Genomic DNA, 15,367 nt, shown 5'->3' on the forward strand with positions numbered 1-15,367 from the left:
CGACGCGGAACGGCCGGTGAAGCAGACCGCCAGCATGGTCCACGTCGCGGCCGCCAAGGCGTCCGCGCCGACCAGGACGTACTGCCGGCGGACCCGGTCACCGATGATCCCGCCGACGAGCACCAGCAGCAGTTGCGGGAGCGCCTGGCACGCAAGGACCAGCGACAGTCCGCCCGGACCATAGCCCAGGTGCAGGGCTCCCCAGGCGAGCGCGACCCGCCCGAAGCCGTTCCCGATCGCCGAGGTCGCGCGGGCGATGAACAGGGGCGCGACGGCGGGGTCTTTCAGGACGCTGACGAGCGTCGGTTTCACCGGCACGAACGGGCACGCTACGGCACCGATGGACGGGTCAGACCGAAGCCCACCCGCACGCTACAAGAGTCAAGCCCGGCCGCCAGTGCTGACCAAGACGATGAGGAGCGGCCGGTGCCCCCACCGAGCCATCGGTCAAGTGGGGCCACGGGGACAGACGAGTAGCTGTCTTGGCGCGGTGGCGGGCACGCCGGGCACGAGTGGAAACCTGGACGGCCGATCCCGGAGTGGCGTCGGTCGACTCGTTCACCGCCACGCTCGTCGAACGAGACCAGTCGATGATCTCAAGCGCATCAGCCACACGGGTGGCATCAACGGGCCGGGTCTCGGGCGCCCTGCCCAGCACGCGCGGAACCGCCTGCTCCAACCCGATTGACCCACCTCGGCGACACCTCCTCCGCCGCCCAACTCGGCGGGACGCACGCGCTGGCCAGCCCATCCGACGACGCCCCTACTCGCCATCTACGCCGGACCTGCATCGACGTGCCGTAGCGCGTACTTGCGTTTGCCGTACGACCTCAATCCCAGCGACGATCCCGCCGAAGGCCAAGACCCGGCCGAGTATGCCCCGCGCGCCACCTTCCGCGCGATCCGCGAAGTCCGCCAAATCGTCATCGGCGCCTGCTGCCCTGGCCCTGTGGACCGACCGAGCACGAGGCATCACTGTCCAGGAGACGATCCTACGGTTGTCCGATGCGGCCACCCGGCGGCTGGTCTCGGCCGAGGTGCCAAGTGCCTGCCACAACTATTCCTACAGCCTCGAGGGAAGGCGCTACCGACGCACCCTGAAGAGCGACCTCGTCCGACAGCGTGGTGACGCCTCGGAGCGAATCCAGCTCGTTGAGGACCGGGACGGCAAGGGACTACCCGTGCTTGCACGCTCATCCACCAGCAAGGCGAATACGCGCTCCTATTGTCCGTTTCGCAGGCCAGAGCATCCTTCCTGAGCACCGTCTGCCTCGATGCGATCAAGGAAGCTGGCGATACGCTACCGCCGCCCTCAGGCAGTAAGCGTCCTGAACTCGTACCGCTCGATTATTGAGCTAGGTGGCTTAAGCTGGGGTAATGCGGCGTGGCGCGTTGATCACTCCCGTGACGTCGGGTCTTCGCCGGATGGATCGCAGGTCGTTGAGTTCAGCCGGGGTCCTGATGGGCCGGCATTCGGCATCTGGAGGTCGTTGTCGGCGGGCTTGGCGTGGCCCTTGCTCATCCGGCTGATCGCGCGCAGGTAGCGTTCGCCCAGGACCGCGAGATGGTCGATGAGCCCAGGCGGGCCCGTGACCTCGAAGTCGAGTCCGAGCATGCCGATGTAGACCGCGATGGTCTCCAGGCTGTCGGCTCCCGTCACCAGGACGCACCGCTCGTCGCTGACCGACTCGACGACGCCGACGGTGGCGTTGATGCGCGACAGCACTTCCTGCGCGGAGGCGAACACGGTGATCCGGGCGTGCACCTTCCAGCCCGTCGAGGCGACGTCGCGTAGGACGAAGCCGGTGTAGTCGAGTCCGGGCAGCGGGGTCGGGGTGAACACGTGGCGGGTGGGCATGCGGGGGGTGATCCAGTCGACCCGGAACGCCGCCCAGGCGCCGGTCCGCGGATCACGGCCGACCAGGTACCAGCGGCGCGCCCAACTGACGAGCCGGTAGGGCTCCACGAGCTTGGGCCCGGACGTCGCCGCCGTGCCCGAGGGCAGCTCGCCCGGCCGGTCGTCGGGCCCGGGGTTGTACTCGAAGCGGAACCATTCGCGGTCGCGGACGGCCTCCGCGATCTGTGCCAGGACCGCCGCGTCGACCTCGGGGTCCTCGACGTTGGACCCGGTGTTGTGCGGCCCCTGCGAGGTGGACTGGTGGATCGCCGCCACCTGGCGGCGCAGCCGATGCGGCAGCACCTGCTCTAGTTTGGCCAGGGCACGGGCGCTGCTGTCCTGGATGCCGCTGATGCCGGTCGCGGCGCGCAACCCGATCGCGATGGCGACGGCCTCCTCGTCGTCCAGCAGCAGCGGCGGCAGCTTCGCTCCGGCGCCGAGCCGGTAGGAGCCGATCGTGCCGCGGGTGGCGTCCACGGGATAGCCGAGCTCACGCAGCCGCGCGATGTCGGTACGGATGGTGCGGCCGCTCACGCCGAGGCGTTCGGCCAGTTCAGAGCCCGGCCAGGACGGTCGCGACTGCAGCAGCGAGAGCAGGGCGAGCAGTCTCGCCGAAGTTTCCAGCATGATCTGCATGATGCCGCACCATTAGGAAGTGAATCTTCCTATATGGGTCCTACCGTGAGGGCATGACGACGACGAAGACCGCTTCCACCGAGATCCGCCCCTTCCGCGTAGAGATCCCGCAAGCCGAACTCGACGACCTCGCCCTGCGGCTGGCCAACACCCGGCTGCCCCGTCCCGCCGCCGTCGACAACTGGGACCTGGGCACGCCCAACGGCTACCTGCGCGAGACCGTCGACTACTGGCGCGACGGCTTCGACTGGCGGGAGCAGGAGGCGCGGATGAACCAGTTCCCGCACTACCTCACCGACATCGACGGCCAGACCGTCCATTTCGTCCACGTGCCCTCCGCCGAGCCGGACGCCACCCCCCTGCTGCTCGTCCACACCTACCCCGGCTCGTTCGTGGACTTCCTCGACATGATCGGCCCGCTCACCGACCCCGTCGCGCACGGCGGACGGGCCGAGGACGCGTTCTCCGTGGTCGTCCCCTCGATCCCCGGTTTCGGCTTCAGCACCCCGCTGTCCGGCGGGGACTGGACGATGGCGCGGGTCGCCCGCACCTTCGACGCCCTCATGCGCCGGCTCGGCTACGAGAGCTACGGCTCGCACGGCAGCGACGGCGGCGCCATGGTCTCCAGGGAGCTCGGGCTGCTCGACCCGCCCGGATATCTCGGCATGCACGTGCTGCAGCTGTTCTCCTTCCCCTCGGGCGACCCGGAGGAGTTCGCCGGCTTCGGGCCCAAGGAGTACGCGGCGCTGGAGCACATGCAGTGGTTCCAGTCGGTCGGCGGCTACAACGCGATCAACGCCTCCCGGCCGCAGACCGTCGCGGTCGGCATCGCGGACTCGCCCGTCGGCCAGCTGGCCTGGAGCGAGCTGTTCAACTCCTTCGGCAACGGCACGAGCCTGGTGACCCGCGACCAGATCCTCACCCAGGTCACCCTCTACTGGCTCACCAACACCCAGGCCACGGCGGGCCGCTACCACTACGCCGAGGCGCACTCCGGCGCCGAACCGGCCGTCAACACCGCGCCGACCGGCGTCGCGGTCTTCGCCGACGATTTCCAGACCATCCGCTCGCTCGCCGAGCGCGACAACACCAACATCGTGCACTGGAGCGAGTTCCCCACCGGCGGCCACTTCGCCTCGCTGGAGGTCCCCAACGCGGTGACCGCCGACCTGCGCGCCTTCTTCGCGGCACTGCGAAAGGACTGAACCACCCTGCTGGACGCCATGGTCGCCCACCTGGTCGCCGTCCACCTCGGCGTCGCGCAAGACGAGCCGTTCACCGCTCCGAGGCGCGCCCTGGCAGGAGCGGCTGTGCGGACTGGCCCGGGCGACTCGCGCGACCATGCTCGCCCATCGCGACGGCGCCCGCCTGATCTCCACCGTCGCCGACCCGGGCGAACAAGCTGCCGCCGCCTTCGGCGACCTCATCACCGCACTGACCGCCGCCGGAGCCCCCGCCGAGACGGCCATGCACGCCAGCGCACGTTCTCGTACCGCTGTTCCTCGTACTCCGATGCCGCAAAAAGAGAACGCCCCCGTCGTGTGGCGGGGGCGTTGGCAGGTGAGGGCGCTGCGCAGGAGTCACCGCTTGAGCGCCTTGACGAGCCGGGCGCGGCGGGCGTTGCGCGCCTCGGCCTGCCGCTCGCGCACGCGGTCGGCGATGATGACCCGACTGATATCCATGCTGTACATGCCCTGCTCCTTGTTCCTGCCGGGCCCTCTCGGCCCGACATGTACAAGATTCGTCCTAAGGCCCCGAGCCCCACATCAGGACGACGCCCTATTCGTGCGCATTAGGACGCCTTAGTTCCTGAAGCTGCCGCTGTTCTTCGCCTTAGCGAAGACGCGAGCGCCTCCCGTCCCCCAAGAGGTCCTCGGCTGCCGCCTCCGTGCCGGCGGCGAGCTTCCGCCGACCGAGCCAGCTCCGCTCCACTACCTCCTTGCGAGCATTCTCTCCCCAAGCATGCGCGTAGCGCCGGTTCCCGAGCACCTCGGGCTTCAGCGCCACGCTGTCCCGGCGCCGCCCGGCATCCTGCTCGACCAGGCCACTGGATTCGGTGCTGGCTGGGCCGCTCGGCAAGTTGGGGTCCGTGTCAGTTCCGGGGGTGCGGAACCTGGATGAATCGGGTGCCGCCCTATGGGTCCGGCCCCCGGGCTTCGTCTGCTCGTGCGTGACGAGGGTGCTACACGGCGGGGTGTTACTGGGTGCGGGAACGGCCGGTGGCCAGGGACACGTGCCCTAGCGTTCGGGATCGACGGGGCGTGCCGCTTCTCAATGCGCTGGGCGCCTTGGCCGGAGGCTCCAGCGTCCCCGGGTGTGAGCCGGGGACTTGCTGGTCGCTGGTGAGGGCGAAGCCTCGGCGCCATGCCGTGCTCCACAGGAACGCCCAGCCCGGTGTCTCGCGCATGGACACATTAGTTGTGCCCGGGGCAGAGCGGGAGGATTCGATGCGCTCGGCTGTGACCGCTGCGTACACAAAGCCCGTGAATGGATGGGCAAGGCTCGAATGCACCGCCACGGCGGAGGCGGGCCCAGGACGGCGGGCTGCTTCGGTGGCGCAGCTTCTTTTGATCGCGCCCAGTGACTCGGAGTCGACTGCGGTTCGTCCTGTCACCCCCCTCCAGACCGAGCAGCCGATGAGCGCGGTGAGCCCTGCCAGGTGGGTCAGCAGCAAGGCGGCGGGCACGGGTTGCGACGACCATGCCCCGGTGAAGGCGCCGGTGAGGACATAGCCGACGGCGCCGAAACCGAAAACCGTACAGTCCCGTGAGCGTTGTTGTGCGACGCCAATCTCGGGACCGGCGCGAGCGGGGCAGATTTCGGAGACTCGGGCTCGGGTGTTCACCTTCACCCAGGTGGGATCAGGAGGTCTCCGTAGTGAGGATTCGGGCTAGGAGGAGGCTGACGTCGTCTTCGGTCCTGCCTTTGATCATGGTCTTGAGGATGGTGTCGCAGAACTGTTCCAGCGCGGGCGTGGCGTGGGCCAGGGCGTCGCCGAGGCGGTCGATGCCGGTTTCGATGTCGGCCTGGCGGGTCTCGATCAGGCCGTCGGTGTACAGGGCGATCATGCTGCCTTCGGTGAGGTCGAGTTCGAAGGAGGGGAAGGCCATGCCCAGGCCCAGGCCGACCGGTGGGCCCACCGGCGGGTGGGGGAAGGTGACCTTTCCGCGCGGGTCGATGATCGCCGGCGGCGGATGGCCGGCCGAGGCGATGGTGGCCAGCCGGGCGGCCGGATCGTAGGTCATGTACAGGCAGGTGGCTCCCGAGGTGCCCAAGGCCGCGCCGGTGTTATCTTCCCCGACGTCGTCGCCATCTCCGGAGCTGGCCAGTTCGTCGAGGCTGGTGAGCAGTCGATCCGGTGGCAGGTCCAGGTGGGAGAGGGTGCGGACGGCGGTGCGCAGGCGTCCCATGGTCGCTGCGGCGTTGATGCCGTGGCCCGTGACGTCACCGACGACCAGGGCGATCCGGCCGCCGCTCAGCGGAATGGTGTCGTACCAGTCACCGCCGACGTCTTCGGAGGGCAGGTAGCGCGCGGCTACCGCGAGGACACCGGCTCCCGTCAGGCGGTGCGGCAGCAAACTGCGTTGCAGTATGAGGGCGGTCGAGTGCTCGCGGGCGTACTGGCGTGCGCTGTCCAGGCTCAGCGCGGCCTGTGTGGCCAGCGCCTCGGCGAACCGCAGGTCGTCGCTGATGAACGGTGCCGAGTTGTCGCTGCGGAAGAACTGGGCGATTCCCAGGATGTCACCGCGGGCCCGCAACGCGACGATGATCAGTGAATGCATCCCGACGTCGTGGTAGACCCTGGCACGGTCTGGATCCTGGCCGAGCCAGCCGTCGGGTGAGGTGTCGATGACGGGCTCGAAGTGAGAGCGTCCGGTGGCCAGGACCTTGACGAAGGGCGAGGATGGGGCCGCAAACACCGGCTGCCCCAGCTGGTAGATCGCCTCTGGAGCCCCGCTGCGGATGGACGCCAGCCCCGCGCGGTGGAACACCGGAATGCTCGCGTCGGTGGAATCCAGCCGATCCAGAGACTCAGGCTCCGGAAGGACCGACTCGGCAAGATCGACGATGGCCAGATCGGCGAAATCAGGTACCGCCAGGTCGGCCACCTCCTGAGCGGTCTTGATCACATCAAGCGTGCTGCCAATGCGGACACTGGCCTCACCGAGCAGGGACAGCCGGTCACCGATTCGGGCATCGGTGATCTCCACGCTCACGGTGCACACGCCCAACGGCCGGCCGTCAGCCCCATCGAGGCGGTAGAAGTAGCTGGAGAAGGCGCGTTCCCGACTCCCGTCCGGCGCCCTCAGCCAGGTCTCTCTCTCGATCAGCGGGACGCCGTGCTCAAGAACCCTGCGCACCCCCTGCTCAAAGGCCTGGCCCATGGGCCCGAGCGGAGGCTCGGTCAACGAGCGCCCGAGCTGGAAGTGGGGGAAGATCGATTCCAGCCGCTCGGCCGGGGCGTTACGCCAGACACACCGCAGATCGCCGTCCCAGACCACCTCGGCGACCGGCGACTGGCGGTCGAGCGCGTCCGACACCAGGCGCGTCGAGCGTGGGGCGATGCTCGCCTGTGAATCCACTGACTCTTCTGAACCCGCTGGAGCTTGAACGGTGTCCGAGTCGACCGGGCTCATCGTCACCAGCCAGCGGTCTGAGGATCCGGGCAGACTCATCCGCCACCCTTCGGCGTGGACGAGAATCACGCCGCCGTCGCTGTGACGAACCTTCAGGAGGCCTGACCAGGAGTCTTCCTCGCCGAACCGCTCCTGCAAGGTCGGTGTCACAACGTCCAGTGTGAACACGGTTGCGCCACCACGAACGCGAACATCGGGCTCGTGATGACCGAGCAGCTGCTCCGCGGCCCCCGTCCAGCCGACCACCTTCCCCTGAAGGTCGAGCACGACAACCGCAGGCGCGTCCCCCGTCGCTGCAGGCGTACCCAGCGGCGCCGCCCCCGCAGACTTCACGCCTGTCACTAACCGTCCCATTACGCCAGGCTAGGCACTGACGGATCCGACTAATTCCCTACGAGGATTTATCTCCGCAAAGAGAAGTTAAGACGCATGTGCGGGACAGGGCTAAAAGAACGGGCGTTCAGAGTATGAGCAAAAAAGGCCGGCAAGACGGGCTCCTCCCGGGGCGCCGTAGGTGGAGGGCGAAAGCGCGGAAGCCTCGACGTCGGTGAGCCGCCACCGGCGCGGCCGACGCCCGGCTCGGGCCTGATCCCTTCCCCTTCAGACGGGCTGGCCGGTCTTCCCTGTGCTGGACGGCACTGAGCGCGACCCTATGAGGGGTCCTGAGGGCCTTTCAGAGGGTGGCTGAGCGGGCCGGCCTCGGCTCCAACTGCGGCCCGCTGACCAGGCCACCGCGGCACAGTGAGGTCCCGCCGGCGGCCGGGTGAGGTTCCTGACCCGGCCGCCGCGTCAGGGGTCACTCGGCGGCGGCTTCTCCCAGGGGCCCACCACGCCGTCGGCGCCGAGCTGCAGGCGCGGCACGTCGCGGCGTACGCGGCGGGCGGCTCCAACGGCAGGATCGAGCTGCCGCGCACCTCGGCCAGGACCCGTTGCGCCGCCGGCGGCTCACCGGCGACGCGTGGATAGCCGACGATCCCGAGCCACTCGCGGGTCCGTTCCTGCCAGACTCACCCCAGGAGGTAGGCAGGCTGCATGTCCCGCCCGGTCCCCAGCTGGACCAGCGGCAGACACGAGACCACGTCCTCCCAGCGCACGGGTGGGAGGCTACTGCCTTCTACGTGCGCAAACGGCTGGGGTCGCAACGCACGCGTACGCGCGTTGCAGCCTCGCGGAAATCTCGTTACCGCCGCGGGCAGTGGCTCAACGAGCCCTCCGAAGCGACACGAGTAGTGGAGTGATGTACGTGATAATTAACTGTTATCGCGTACATGTGCGCCGAGCCGCTTCCGCCGGCCCGGGGATCCGCCATCGCGGCGGATGCGCGACTCGGGCACGTTATCCGATACATCGCCCGGCGCCTGGGGCGGCCGGGCGCATCTTCTCGGCGGTGGCGTCTCTCGGCGTTCGCTGATCTCTGACAGATCTTCTCATGCCGCTCAGACGCCCCACCCCCACCGCGTGGTTCGCCCAACAGCGCGCCCGGAGCCGGCCGCAACAGATCGTTAAATGAACGTCCGCACTCGACCTCGACCTACCGCCAACCCCCGGGCACCGGCTCTACCTTCGTAAGGAGGTCGCTACCTGGCCGTTCCGCTCCTCCCCGAGGGCCCCCGCCTGGGCGTGTCGGGCTGTCGGGCGTGGACGGTGTCGGCAAGACCCGCCGGATCGCCGAACTGGAGACCGAGCTGGTCGTCACCAGGCGGGCCACCGAACTGTTGAGAGAGGCGATGCACCCAGCGGTGGGAGACCGAGTCGGCGCTGGGTGAAACGGCCCTGCAGAACCGGTCAGCGGACCTGCCCGCACTGGGGTGTCTTGGCCGTTCTGTGAGGTTGGCTGGTGTCACCGGCGGGAAAGCGGGCCCTACGGGCGTTCTCCCAGGTAAAGGTGTGGTCAGGTGCCATGGATAGATGAACATCGTCCGGGATGGCCGTGCTGGGTCGAGCTGGCCACGCCAGACCTGGAGGTGTCCCATCGCTTCTACCGCGAACTGTTCGGCTGGGACTTCTACACGCTGGTCGTGCCGCACCGCAGTGACTTGGAGATCCTCACCCTCGGCCAGGGCGGCCCCGAGGTCGCGGGGCTCCAGCCACTCGCCGACCCCGCCCAGCCCGCGTCGTGGACGTGCTACTTCCGCACCGACGACATGGCGCGCACGGTCGAGGCGGTGCGGCAGGCCGGTGGGCAAGAGCTGATCGAGCCCGTGGATCTGGGCAACCTGGGCCGCGCGGCGATGTTCGCCGACCCCGAGGGCGCCGACTTCTCCGTGATCGACACCCACGACTTCAGCGGCGTCAGGGTCGTGGACGAGCCGTCCGCGCCGGTCTGGGTCGAGTTGGCCGCCCGCGACGTCGCAGTGGAGCGCGAGTTCTACGGCCAGGTGTTCGGCTGGCAGGGGGTGGAGCGCGACTATGACATCCGGCCCTACACCGAGTTCAGGAAAGGCGGCGAGGCCGTGGCAGGGATGGTGTTCATGGACGAGCTGTGGGCGGCCGCCCATCCGCCGCATTGGATCACTTATTTCGAGGTCGCCGACTGCGATGCCGCCGCCGTCCGCGCGACGAGGCTCGGCGCCAAGGTCAGGGTCGGCCCGGCCACGATCCCGATCGGCCGGTACGCCGTCCTGACCGACCCGACCGGTGCGCGGCTGGGCATCATCGCCCCCGACCCGAAGGTCCGCAGGAAATTGCGCCCCACCCTGCCCCTTTAATGCTCCGTCCCCGTGATCTCATGGCTGTGGCGAACCGTCCATCAGGACGCGCCGGATATCGGAGGCGGCTCCGACTGGACGGCACAGCAGGTGCTTCTGATATCGCGAGGCATCCGAGTGGGACGGCGATACCAGGCGGTACCCACCGCGATCCACGCCGCCTATGCCGCGGCGTTGCGGCGCGCGCCGTTGGACGGCGACACCCGCCGCGCCTACGACTCCCGGATTCGGACCTTCCTCACCTGGCTGGAGCACAGCGGCATCGACGGGGCCCCGCTCACCGATGCTCACGACCGCGACTTCGCCGCCCGCGACTACAGAGCGGCGGGAGGTCCATCAGGTGCGGTCATTGGTCGGCGCCGGCGCCGGTGCCTGGACCCGCCACGGGCGGTCATCGAGAAACTACTGAATCCAGAGGCGTGGCGGCCACTCGTTGCTCTCCGAGTTCCTGCGAGCGCATGACGGAAACGATCCGTTGCGCCCAAACCGGGCGGCCGGTTACGTGAACCACGCGGTGGGTGAGGGCGCTGAGCGGCACTGGCGAGGTGGCGCCGGGCGGCGCGCATTGAGGCGGGAGCTGGAGTCGGTCCGGCAGCGCTGGACAGAGGCCGCAACGATTCGCCGAACTATACGGCCGTGTCGACGCGACCATGGGACGTCCGTTCCCGCCGGGCGTCGCGGCCTTGCGGGACCGGGTCGCGGCGGCCGATGTGCTTCTGCTGGTGACGCCGGAACTGAACCGCGGCATTCCCGGCAACATGAAGGACGTCGTCGACTGGCTGGGAATCCTCGCACCGCCTCGCCCGCTGGCCGGCAAGCGCGTCGTGCTGATGAGCGCCTCACCGAACCGCTTCGGCGGCGCGTTCGCCCAGGTGCAGCTTGCCGACCTGCTCCGGCGGTCCGGCGCCGAGATCCTTTCCGACCTCGACGTCGCGGTCGGCTACGCCCATCGTCACGTCGACGACCACGGTGTCCTGGTGGGCGCGGACCCGCGACGCGAGATCTCCGAGCGTGTCCTCGCCCGAGTCGAAAGCGATCGTCAGGTAGTCCCGGTATGACAATCGGGCGCCAGATCGCCGCCGACAACGGGCCGGTCGGTTACGCGATCGGTCCTGCGCAAGACCAGGAACGGTACGCTTCGCGGGGGCTCGGCGGCATCCCCGACAGGAGACCGGACTCCGATTGGCACGATGCAGGCCGGGTACAGCACTGAGATCGTCCAACGCCGACCGGGCACCCGCGGCTTCGCCCCACTGCCGCGCAGCTGGGTCGTCGAACGCACCCTGGGCCGGCTCATGCTGCACCGCCGCCTGGCCCGCGACTACGAATCCCTCCCTGCCGGCTCCCCAGCCGTGATCCACATCACCAAGACCGACTTCATACCCGACGCCTCACCGGCGAGAACACCCCCACCTGGCGCGGAACCTGAACCCGGAACCAAACAGAAACCGCAGGATGAAACACCCTCCAAATCGCCCCCCGGGGGGGACCTTTTAGGCTGTGACGAGTTCGTCGGTGGTCACGATCGCATGTGCGAACGTCGGCCCGTTGATCTCGTGGGCGGCGTGCATCGCCTCACGACTGAGCGCAGCAGTCGCATCCCTGACCAGGGTCGTGTGGTAGCCCAGCTCCGTCGCAGTACGTGAGGTGGACTCGATGCAGGTGTTGGCGAGCATGCCGACGGTCACGACGTGGTCGATCCCGCGCTGCCTGAGTTGGTGGTCCAGATCAGTGTTGGCGAAACCGTTCTGCGCCCAGTGCTCCTTGATGACGACGTCGCCCGGCTGGGCCTGGAAATCGTCGTGGAAGGCGCCGCCCCAGGTGTCCTTGGCGAAGGTCTGAAGCCTGCCCGAGGCCACCTGGGTGGGGGTCGGGTATTTCCAATCCTCGTAGTCGTCCGGTTCCCAGCGGTGGTGGGGCACGAAGAAGATCTGGACTCCGACCCGCCGCGCCGTGTTCACGATGGTGCGCAGATGGTCCAGCGCATGCACTTCCTCGGCGACTTCCTTGAGGCGCGGCCACAGCTTGCCGCCCTCGCTGAGGAAGTCGTTGTAGGGGTCGACCAGCAGTAGGCCGGTCCTTGTCGGGTCGCGATGAAAGGTCACAATGCACCTATGCACAGTCAATTTCCGGCGATCGACCGGTTCGGTTTGCCGTCACGATTTGGCGAACAGCGGGTAGCCGCTGGTGTAGGTCAGTTCGATCAGTTCGGTATGGGGTGCCGCCCGGGCCAGTGCGGCGCGGATCGGGCCGGTGTCGGCGGGGATGGTGAGGCCGGGCAGGAAGTCGTCGTGGTGGCTGAGAATCACGCGTGCGGGATGCAGGAGTTGGGCTTGCCGGGCGATGAAGTCGGAGATGCTGCCCTGGATCGGTTCTCCGTCGATGGTGGGCCTGCCGGTCGCGGCGAGGATGGCCACGTCGGGGCGCAGGTCGCGCAGGACGCCGCTCCAGTGCCCGGAGGTGTCCTGGAAAAGGAGGCTGCCCTGGCTGGTTTCGAACACGTAGAGAAGTGCTCCCCCATCGCCGCGCGGGTTCTGATCGCCGGCTTGGAAGTGGGCGATCATCTGGGGTGAGAGGCCGGCCAGCCCGCTGCCCGGGGGGCGTTCGGCCTCACGGACCTGGCGTTCCTGGTACGTGAGCCACAGATCGCCCAGGCATGCTTGATCGGATGCGGGGAATTCGTGGGTCCAGACCGAGGAGTGCAAGCCGGGGTAGACCGCGACGGTCACGTCGGCCGACAGGCGGATGCGTTCGCCGCCGCTGACCGCTAACAGTTGGCCGTCGGGAACGCCCTCGCGTTCCATGATCCGGATGGTTTCGTGGCTGCCGATGATCGTGGCGCCGGTGCGCCGGGCAATGCGCTCGGCGCCCCACAAGTGATCGAAATGGGAGTGACCGATCACGATCCAGTCGGCCGTGTCGATATCGTCGGTGCGCACGTCGGGTCCCGGCGCACCGGGAAACCGATCGATGTAGGCATCGAGGAAGACCACCAGCTCGCCGATGGTCAGGCGGAAGGTCGCGCAGCCGTACCAGTCCAGGGTCGCCTCGGTGGCGCCGCCGTCATAGCCGCCCACCGCTAACCCCGTCGGCCGGGCCGGTCGGTGAAGATGCCGAAGAGCTCATGGGCCATGCCGAAACCGTGATCCTCCAGCAGACGCCGCCGGAAGGGGCGCTGCACGATGGCGTGGGTCAGGCGTCGCGTGGATCGGGGCCTGTCCATCATCGCCTGGGCGATCTGCCGGGCGCGAGGCAGCAGTTCGTCGGCGGGCAGCACCTCGTTGACCAGTCCCAGGTCCAGCGCCTTGCGGGCATCGATCCGATCGCTGGTGTACAGGGCATGAGCGGCCCGCTTGGGCCCCAGCAGAAACTGGAAGGCCAGTTGCAGACCGTCGCCCGGCGCCTGCCCGGCGGCGAAGTGCCCGTCGGAGAAGACCGCGTCCTCGGCGGCGAGTGTGATGTCGCAGAACAGGGCCAACTCGGTGTGGAAACCGGGACCGTTGACCACCCCGATGGTGGGGACATCGACTCCGAAGACAAGGTTCTCCAGGAGCTTCATCGCGTCGTAGTACAGCTCATGGGCGACATCGCTGGGCCATTCATGAAACGGCTGGGCGAAGGAGGCGGGGTCGACGCCGGCCAGCCACGCGTTACCCGTCCCTGTCAGGATCACGACCTCGTTACGCGGGTCGTTGCCGATCTCCTGCCACGCCTGCCCCCAAGCGTTGTGAAGCCCCAGCGAGTAGATGGCCGGGCCGCCCTTGGAGTGCATGCGCAGCTCTATGACCCCGCCGTTGCGCTCCATGACGAAGTGGTCGGCGTACTTGTCCGCGTACTCCTCCAACGTCGGCCGCCCGACGAACCCGCCTAGGCGGTCATGCCACTCGTCCAGTTCCTTGGACATCGCCCGTCCCTCCTGACCCGACGTCCCTCGCCGACACGAAGGACATAACCAGGGACTGTCCCCGGTTTGATACGGGTACAATACGGGGACACTCCCTGCTTAGCAAGCACCGACCGAGGGACCTGCAAGTGATCAAGCCGGAGACCAGCGCGCCTGATGCAGCACAGCGGCCGATGCGCGCCGATGCGCGCCGCAACTACGATCGGCTCCTCGCGGCGGCCAGGGACGCCTTCGCCGCCTACGGAGCCGAAGCCCCCCTGGATGACATCGCCCGTGACGCGGGGGTCGGCAACGCTACGCTGTACCGGCATTTCCCCAGCCGGGAGGCCCTACTGGACGCGGTCTTCCAAGACCGCGTCCAGACGCTGTGCGCCCAGGCGGAAGAGTTGCACGGCCGTGAGTCGCCCGATGACGCGCTGGTCACCTGGCTACGGGCCCTGGTCGCACACGTCACCACCTACCGAGGCGTGGCATCTTGGCTCATGTCCACCGCGACCGGACAAGAACCGTCTCCCGCCTCATGCCAGGAATTGATCCGCGCGGCTGGAAAGTCCCTGCTCATCCGAGCCCAACAATCCGGAGCAGTCCGTCCTGACATCGGCACCTCACAACTGCTCAGGCTCACCCACGCGATCGCCCTGGCCACCGAACAGACACCAGAAGAAGCCGACCAGCTACTTTCCCTGCTCATGGACGGCCTCCGCATGCAGACGACCCCACCACCCGGCCTCTCCCCCTCGACCTGACGCCGGCCCTGGACCGACCCGTCCCGCCCGGACATCCTGACCGCCGACCAGCACCTCGCCTTGGCTGGCGCCACCCGCCACCGCTCCGCCCTTAAGAGGTCGTAACAGAATCAGCGGACGAGGCGTCGCCAGCAGATGATGGCTGCGGCGAGGGTCATGAAGGCCTCATGGATGTCGTCGCGGATCTCCCAGCGGATGCGCAGGCGGCGGAACCAGTGCAGCAGGCCGATGGTGCGTTCAACGACGTAGCGGTGGACGCCCAGCCCGGACCCGTGTGGACTGCCGCGTCGGGCGATGACCGGCTTGATGCCCTTGGCCCAGACCAGGCGCCGGTATTTGTCGTGGTCGTAGCCGCGGTCGGCCAGCAGCCGCCCGGGTCATCGCCGAGGTCGGCCGACCCGGCCCCGGACCGGTGGTACCGCCTCCAGCAGCGGCATCAACTGCGTGACGTCGCCTGCGGTTCCCGCCGGTCACCGACAAGGCGAGCGGGATGCCGTGCCCGTCGGTCAGCAGGTGGTGTTTGGAGCCCGGCCGGCCGCGGTCGACCGGGCTCGGCCTGGTTTTGGGCCACCTTTCAATGCCCGTACGTGAGAGCTGTCGATCACCGCCCTGGACCAGTCCAGCTGCCCGGCGGCGTGCAGTTCCTCCAGTAGCAGCCGGTGCAGCCGCTCCCACACGCCGGCCTGGTGCCATTCGGCCAGCCGCCGCCAGCACGTCATCCCCGAGCCGAACCCCAGCTCCTGGGGCAGGAACTCCCACCGGATCCCGGTATGCAGCACGAACAAGATCCCGCACAACACCCGGCGGTCGTCCAACCGCTCACGGCCGGCGTGGCGCTT

Annotated in this window: 10 protein-coding genes and 2 pseudogenes; 5 read left to right on the forward strand and 7 right to left on the reverse strand. The window is 68.4% G+C overall.

What is annotated here, in order from left to right; all coding sequences use genetic code 11:
• Positions 1–318: MFS transporter (locus tag ABT299_RS50285; RefSeq protein ID WP_500255182.1), on the reverse strand; the 318-nt coding region annotated here is incomplete at its 3' end.
• Between the two features lie 1,078 nt (positions 319–1,396).
• A complete protein-coding gene (locus tag ABT299_RS50290) occupies positions 1,397–2,524 on the reverse strand; it encodes a helix-turn-helix transcriptional regulator (RefSeq protein WP_500255183.1) in 1,128 nt (375 codons plus the stop codon).
• Between the two features lie 62 nt (positions 2,525–2,586).
• Here ABT299_RS50290 and ABT299_RS50295 point away from each other — a divergent pair, with 62 nt between their 5' ends.
• Together ABT299_RS50295 and ABT299_RS50300 are read left to right on the forward strand one after the other, a co-directional pair.
• Positions 2,587–3,738: an epoxide hydrolase family protein gene (locus ABT299_RS50295; RefSeq protein WP_500255184.1), complete on the forward strand. Its 1,152-nt coding sequence runs from the start codon at positions 2,587–2,589 to the stop codon at positions 3,736–3,738.
• Between the two features lie 85 nt (positions 3,739–3,823).
• A pseudogene (locus ABT299_RS50300) lies at positions 3,824–3,997 on the forward strand (TetR/AcrR family transcriptional regulator C-terminal domain-containing protein); the annotation flags it as partial.
• Between the two features lie 1,397 nt (positions 3,998–5,394).
• On the opposite strand, the gene ABT299_RS50305 reads toward ABT299_RS50300, so the two are convergent.
• A complete protein-coding gene (locus ABT299_RS50305) occupies positions 5,395–7,437 on the reverse strand; it encodes a SpoIIE family protein phosphatase (protein WP_500255185.1) in 2,043 nt (680 codons plus the stop codon).
• A 1,628-nt stretch (positions 7,438–9,065) separates the two neighbouring features.
• Between ABT299_RS50305 and ABT299_RS50310 the strand changes: the two genes are divergently transcribed.
• Entirely contained in the window at positions 9,066–9,878 is an 813-nt protein-coding gene (locus tag ABT299_RS50310; protein ID WP_500255186.1) for a VOC family protein, read from the forward strand.
• Positions 9,879–10,528: 650 nt separating this feature from the next.
• Positions 10,529–10,936: an NAD(P)H-dependent oxidoreductase gene (locus tag ABT299_RS50315; protein ID WP_500255187.1), complete on the forward strand. Its 408-nt coding sequence runs from the start codon at positions 10,529–10,531 to the stop codon at positions 10,934–10,936.
• A 435-nt stretch (positions 10,937–11,371) separates the two neighbouring features.
• Here ABT299_RS50315 and ABT299_RS50320 read toward each other — a convergent pair whose 3' ends face one another.
• The 3 genes from ABT299_RS50320 to ABT299_RS50330 are packed head-to-tail and all read right to left on the reverse strand — an operon-like array spanning position 11,372 to position 13,782.
• Positions 11,372–11,983 carry a cysteine hydrolase family protein gene (locus ABT299_RS50320; protein ID WP_387028354.1) on the reverse strand — a complete coding sequence of 204 codons (612 nt, stop codon included), beginning with the start codon at positions 11,981–11,983 and terminating at the stop codon, positions 11,372–11,374.
• Between the two features lie 51 nt (positions 11,984–12,034).
• The gene (locus ABT299_RS50325; protein WP_500255188.1) at positions 12,035–12,955 is read right to left on the reverse strand and encodes an MBL fold metallo-hydrolase; all 921 of its coding nucleotides are present in this window, start codon (positions 12,953–12,955) and stop codon (positions 12,035–12,037) included.
• 2 nt (positions 12,956–12,957) lie between these two features.
• A complete protein-coding gene (locus ABT299_RS50330; RefSeq protein WP_387028357.1) occupies positions 12,958–13,782 on the reverse strand; it encodes an enoyl-CoA hydratase/isomerase family protein in 825 nt (274 codons plus the stop codon).
• Between the two features lie 128 nt (positions 13,783–13,910).
• Here ABT299_RS50330 and ABT299_RS50335 point away from each other — a divergent pair, with 128 nt between their 5' ends.
• Positions 13,911–14,528: a TetR/AcrR family transcriptional regulator gene (locus tag ABT299_RS50335; protein WP_500255189.1), complete on the forward strand. Its 618-nt coding sequence runs from the start codon at positions 13,911–13,913 to the stop codon at positions 14,526–14,528.
• 110 nt (positions 14,529–14,638) lie between these two features.
• Here the strand turns inward: ABT299_RS50335 and ABT299_RS50340 are convergent.
• Positions 14,639–15,367 (reverse strand): annotated as a pseudogene (locus ABT299_RS50340) (IS5 family transposase); the annotation flags it as partial.

This window comes from Spirillospora sp. NPDC000708 (assembly GCF_040299565.1).
Classification (GTDB): domain Bacteria; phylum Actinomycetota; class Actinomycetes; order Streptosporangiales; family Streptosporangiaceae; genus Spirillospora.